The sequence below is a fragment of the Gemmatimonas sp. genome, from assembly GCF_044345575.1.
In the GTDB taxonomy this organism is placed as follows: domain Bacteria; phylum Gemmatimonadota; class Gemmatimonadetes; order Gemmatimonadales; family Gemmatimonadaceae; genus Gemmatimonas.
Genome location: NZ_JBIJAW010000203.1, coordinates 1 through 5,854 on the forward strand (window position 1 = coordinate 1; position 5,854 = coordinate 5,854).

Here is a 5,854-nt window from a genome sequence, read left to right on the forward strand (position 1 = left end):
GGCCAGGGGTGCCCGTGGCGCTGCGGGAGCAGATCTTCGAACCCTTCTTCACCACCAAGGGCACGACGGGCGGCACCGGGCTGGGGTTGGCGTCGGCGTTCGCGATTGCCCGAAAGCATGGCGGCACCCTGCAGCTGGGCGACACCCCCGGCGGCGGGGCCACGTTCACGCTGACGCTTCCGCGGGTTTCGCCTCCCGATCAAGGCGATCAAGGGGTCAGTGCCACGCCCACGGAGACGATCGCGGTGATGCCCCATGTGCCGCCGGTTGCCGTCGCTGCGGTGCGGGGGCGCGCGCCGGTACCGCTACCGCCACCCGCTCCGGATGTCGAGATTCCGGATGACACGTCCATGTTGCTGGCGGGGATGGCCGTGCTGGTGGTGGAAGACGACCGCGGGCTGTCCACGCTGATCGCGCGATTCCTCGAGGCCGCCGGCGCGACCGTGCAGGTGATCGACAACGGAGAGGACGCGGTGAGCTACCTGCGCGAGGCGAGCGCGGCGGGGACCCCGCTCGACCTGGTCGTCACCGATTTACGGATGCCGCGGGGCAACGCGGCCGATGTGATCGCCGCGGTCCGCCAGCGCGAGCGCCCCCTGCCGATTGTCGTTATGTCGGGCTACCTCGACGATGCCGGCGTGGCGACGCTGGCAGCGCGGCGTGTGCTCTACTTTCTGGCCAAACCCTTCTCGGAACACCAACTGCACGTGGCGATCGCGACGGCGCGCCGATACGTGGGGCCCGCCGCCCAAGGGTAGTGCCGTTGGCGGTCGGATCGGCGTCTGCCGGTCCGGCAACCGCTCGGCTCAGCGCCTCGTGGCTGGACGCGCCTTCCCTGCCGACTTCCGCGCCGCGGCCTCCATCGCCGCCCGCGCTGCCCGGTCGTACACGCGACCGTTGGCCACCACCAGATGCACGCGGGCCACGTTGCCGATGTCCGCCAGCGGGTCGGCGTCCAGCACCACCAGATCGGCCACGGCCCCCCGCGCCACCGTCCCCAGCGAATCCGCGGCCAGGTAGCGCGCCGGCTCCGTCGTCACCGTCCGCAACGCCTCGCGCGGCGTGAGACCGGCCGCCACGAGATGGCGCAGCTCTCCCACCAGTGACCGCCCCGGGCCGCCGACGGCGAGCGGCGAGTCAGTGCCTCCGAGCAGCGGTACGCCGGCCGCGTGCAGCCCGCGCACTACGTCGAGTCGCTTGCGGAAGAGCACCGCGCCCGCCGCGACCGCCGAGGGCGGTACCGCGGCGGGCATCTCCATCTCCATCGCCACACGCTGCATCATCGAATCGGAGTAGAACTGCGCCGTGCGGTCGCCGGCCACGATGGTGGGGCGCATGGTGGCCACCAGCCCCTGCACGATGAGCGTGGGGGTCACCCACGTGCGGTGCCGCGCGAGTGCCGTGTACACCTCCGCCTGTGACGCCGACGTGCACGTGCCCATGATGAACTGCTGGACGGGGAGCGCCGCGGCCACCACCGCGGAGTCGGCAGCGTTGCAGTGATTGGTGAAGGCGTACAGATGCTCCTGCGAGCGCTGCCCTGCCGCCGCGGCCTCCACCACGGTCGTGGGGGGCGCGACATGCCCGGCGAACACCATCCCCCGACGCCGCGCCTCGGCCGCGATTACCCGGTGCGCTTCGGCAGAGATGCCGTTGTGCACCTTGATGAAGTCCGCGCCCGACGCCGCGACCGCCGCCACCGCCGAGACCGCGCTGGCGGAGTCGCGCACCACGTAGTGCAGGATCCCCAGCACCGGCGGCAGCGGACGCCCCACGAGAAACGGACCGGACACCACCATCCGAGGTCCCGCCAGTGTCCCTGCCGACACCTCGCGTTGAAAGCCACGCAGCACCTCCAACCGCCCGTTCATATCGCGCACCCCGGTCACGCCGTGTGCGACATACAGCGGCAGCAGCGCGCGTCCTCCGGGGACGTCGGTGTGCACATGCATGTCCCACATCCCCGGGATCACGAACTTCCCCGTGGCGTTCACCACGCGCGCGCCCCGCGGTACCGGGGTGGAGGCGCTGGGCCCCACGGTCTCGATGCGCGTGCCGCGCACGACGATGGTCTGATCGCGTCGCGGGCGTGCCGCGTCGGGGTCGACCACCGTGGCGTGTGTGATGGCCACCAGCTGCAACACGACGGACAGAGCGGGCATGCGCGCGGATTGGAGAGGGGGGATGGGATGCAGTAACGGGACCCCGGTTCGCCTATCCTAGCCACCACACGAAGTGCCCGCCAACCGGAGGCGGCGATGCGCGGACTCCCTGGCGTGCCGATGTCGCATCGCTGATCGCGACTGGTCTCCCCCGCGACCATGGCGCATTGTGTAGGCGGCCTCACGATGGTATCGCCACCATCTGTGCGCACACCAACACATCGGCCGTTGATATTCTTCGCAACATCAACGCCCGGAAGTTCGGGTCATGCCTCACGCTCTTCACTGCCCGCTGAGGCCTGACCATCCGCCTGTTCCCTCACGATCGCATGCTCCGCGCGCACGTTGCCGCCCTCTCGATGCTGCTGTGTCTGACCGCCTGTGCGGGTCAGACCGAACGCCCCGCCTCCGAGCGGACGCCCACGTTGGCGGCATCGCCCGCGCCGCCAACGATCTACGTGGCCGATACCACGGTTACCGCACGGCGGTGCGTGACCGCGTCGAGCTGCGCCGAGGTGACGCTGGCGATGCCGCGGCTATCGGTGCTCACGGCGGGGAATGGCAGTGACTCGACGGTGCTGGCGGCGGTCGTTACCTCACTCGGCGATTCGCTGCGGCTGTTGACGGGGCTGCAGCCGGGGCAGTCACTTCCGCAGCGCGCCGATTCGTTGGTGGTGCGACTGGAGCGCGAACTGCGTGGGAAGCGGCGCGCCGTCCCGCAATGGGATGGAGGCTTCTCGCGGGACGTCCGTGTGCGTGTGTTGTGGCACTCGCCGGCGGTGTTGACGGTGGAAGTGGTGGAGTCGGCTTTCACTGGCGGGGCGCACGGGGACTACGAGGCCTCGCTGCGGAGCTACGATCTGCGCACGGGCCACCGCATTCCGATCACGGCCGTGATCCCCGACACGGCGGCCATCGTGCCGCTGCTCGAGCAGGGATTCGCCCGCGCAAAAGCCGATCCGGGGGCGTCCCCGCCCCCACTGGCCTCGCTGCTCTTTCCTGAGGTCCAGCGGTTGCCGGTGCCGGTGCACTTCGGCATCGTCGCCGACGGGGTACAGTTTCTCTACAACCCGTACGACGTGGCGTCCTGGGCGGTCGGGCGGACGGACGTGCTGCTCACCTGGGAGCAGTTGTCCGGCACAGCCGACCGTACACGGTGGGGTGGCAGCCGCTGATCCGCACGGCTCGACGCCGCGACACGTCCGATCGTCGCCGCGCTACGCGGGGCGACGAATCAGGTCGTTGATCGTCGAGAGGAGCGCGTCGGCTCTGATCGGTTTGGCGAGCAGCGGGATGTCGGTGTCTTCGAGCCGTGCGAGCTGCTGCGCATCCTCCACAAACCCACTCATGAGGAGGATGGGGAGCTGCGGTTGGCGACTCCGCATCACCAGCGCGAGCTCCACGCCGTCCATACCGGGCATGCGCACGTCACTCAGCAGTATGTCACACGCCAGTTCACCATTCTGGTCGAACTCGATGACCTCGGCCGCGCTCGTGGCCTCGCGCACCTGAATACCGTTTCGCTTGAGCATCGCCGCGAGTGCCCGGCGCACGGCAGTATCGTCGTCCACGAGCAATACGTGCACCGACTCTGACGCGGTCGCTGATGACGATGTTGATGGTGTGGCCGTGGCCACCGCCGGCGCCATCGCCGGTGCCTCGTCGGTGTCCACCGAGTCAGGCGGAATGGGGAGACGTACCCGCACCGTGGTCCCGCGTCCCAGCACGCTGTCGAGCGTGACGTCGCCACCGACCACCTGCATGAGGCCGTATACGCCGGCCAGGCCGAATCCCGTGCCTTTGCCGACGGGTTTGGTGGTGAAATAGGGCTCGAAGGCACGCTGCATGGTGGCTGCATCCATGCCGGTCCCCGTATCCATCACTTCCAGCAGCACATGATTCCCGCCCGCGCCCAATGCGGACGACGTGGCGCGCGTGGTGCGGATGGTCAAGGTGCCGCCCTCGGGCATGGCATCGCGGGCGTTGGCGCCGAGGTTGAGTAGCACCTGTGTGATCGCCGACGCGGGAAGCTCCGATATCGACTTCGACGCCAGCGAGAGCCGCACATCCACTCGGGATCCCATGAGCCGGCGCATCATGGGCTCGAGTCGTTGAATCTCGTCGTCGATGTCGACGCGCTTCGATGTGACCGACTCGAGCCGCCCGAGCGCGAGCAGATTTGCCGTAAGGACATGGCCACGATCGACGGCATCGAGCGCTTCGTTCGTGAACCGCGTGCGTTCCTCGTCCGACACGGTATGGCGGAGGGCCTGCACGAAGCTCGCGATGATTGTCAGCACGTTGTTGAAGTCATGCGCGACCCCGCCGGCCAGAATTCCGACGGCCTGCATCTTCTGACTTTCCTGCAGCCGGCGCTCGCTCTGCAGTCGCGCTTCGATGGCCGCCTGTTCCGCCTGGGATGCGGCCCGTCGTTCCCCGAGAGCCACGGCCAGCAGGAGGCCGTAGACTGTCATGAACGCGACATAGAGCTGCACCACGAACAGCCGCTCCGAGAGGGTGCGTCCGCCAAGCGCACTCGACTCCCAGAAGACGACGGCGATGAACGCCATCGTGGTGATCAGGGTCGTCGCCGTCGTCACGCCGCGTACGCCGAAGCGCAGCGCCACCCAGAGCAGCGTGACCAGCAGCGAGTAGGCGGGGAGGGAGGCCGACTCCAGCAGTTCTGCCCCGCGGAATACCCACACGGCCTGAGCGACCAGCAGCAGCGCGAGCACGGCGCCCTCGCCGACCATGCGTCCCAGATTGCGGCCCGGTTCGAGGTCGTCCGGGCCGCGCAGCCACGCGACCATCAACGGGGTCACCAGCAGAATCCCGAGCACTCCGGCCACCCACGACGCGACGAAGTCGCTCACGAACGGGCGGTCCGTGAGAACGGCCACGACACCGGAGAGGAGACTGTTGGCCGTGACCGCGATCAGCGTGGACGACACCAGCGCGAGCACGTCGCCCAGCCGGCTGAATCGCAGCGTGGGGCCGCACCAGCGTACCAGCAGGCGTGCGCACAGGTACGCCTCGGCGAACCCCAACAGGATCAGCGCGAGTCGGTCCACCGGCGGCACAATACCGTTCGGGCTGGCGAAGCGACCGACGACAAACGCGATACCGAAGAGCGTCAGCGGCGAGATGCTCGGCAACAACAGCAGGGCGCCGACCAGCACCCCGAGGGGTGGCCAGATCGGCGCGAACGTGCTCACGGTGTCCGTCAGCCGAAGCGATACAGCGTAGGTCGCCCCGTAGAGGACCGCGAAGGCCGTAAAGGCGCGCCAGTGCTGGCGAAATACAGTCCGCATCGTGGACATTGCGAGGAATTCATGCGGGACGGGGTCGGCGGAGTATACCCGGTCCCACCGCGTCTCGCGAGCAGGGGAGTGACTCGACGGGGGGATTTCGTTTGGGTGGAACTCGGAACATCGACCGAATGCCCCCTCACGGCGTGGCGGCCGCGCCTCGCGCCGTGAGTTTCGCCCGCCTATCGGCCGCTGTATAATCGACGCATCGCGGCTCTTTCCTCCTGCCCCGGGTCCCATGTCGCTTCGCTGTCGTCTGTGTGCGCCTGCCCTGCTACTCGCCGGCTCTTTGCTCGCGGTACCCGCCGACGCCCAGCCCGTCGATTCCACGGCGCTGCTGTTGCAGCAGGTGATCCGCATCAACACCGCCAACCCGCCCGGTCG

Annotated in this window: 4 protein-coding genes; 2 read left to right on the forward strand and 2 right to left on the reverse strand. The window is 68.8% G+C overall.

The genetic code is table 11. The annotated features are described in order from the left end of the window. A partial coding sequence (locus tag ACIQ6O_RS11615; RefSeq protein WP_396207953.1) for a hybrid sensor histidine kinase/response regulator occupies positions 1-758 on the forward strand: 758 nt, incomplete at its 5' end. 48 nt (positions 759-806) lie between these two features. Here the strand turns inward: ACIQ6O_RS11615 and ACIQ6O_RS11620 are convergent. Beyond that, the gene (locus tag ACIQ6O_RS11620; protein ID WP_396207954.1) at positions 807-2,162 is read right to left on the reverse strand and encodes an amidohydrolase family protein; all 1,356 of its coding nucleotides are present in this window, start codon (positions 2,160-2,162) and stop codon (positions 807-809) included. A 329-nt stretch (positions 2,163-2,491) separates the two neighbouring features. Between ACIQ6O_RS11620 and ACIQ6O_RS11625 the strand changes: the two genes are divergently transcribed. Further along, entirely contained in the window at positions 2,492-3,337 is an 846-nt protein-coding gene (locus ACIQ6O_RS11625; protein WP_396207955.1) for an RsiV family protein, read from the forward strand. A gap of 42 nt (positions 3,338-3,379) precedes the next feature. Here the strand turns inward: ACIQ6O_RS11625 and ACIQ6O_RS11630 are convergent, their stop codons facing one another. Continuing rightward, the gene (locus ACIQ6O_RS11630; RefSeq protein ID WP_396207956.1) at positions 3,380-5,482 is read right to left on the reverse strand and encodes an MASE1 domain-containing protein; all 2,103 of its coding nucleotides are present in this window, start codon (positions 5,480-5,482) and stop codon (positions 3,380-3,382) included. Positions 5,483-5,854 lie beyond the last annotated feature (372 nt).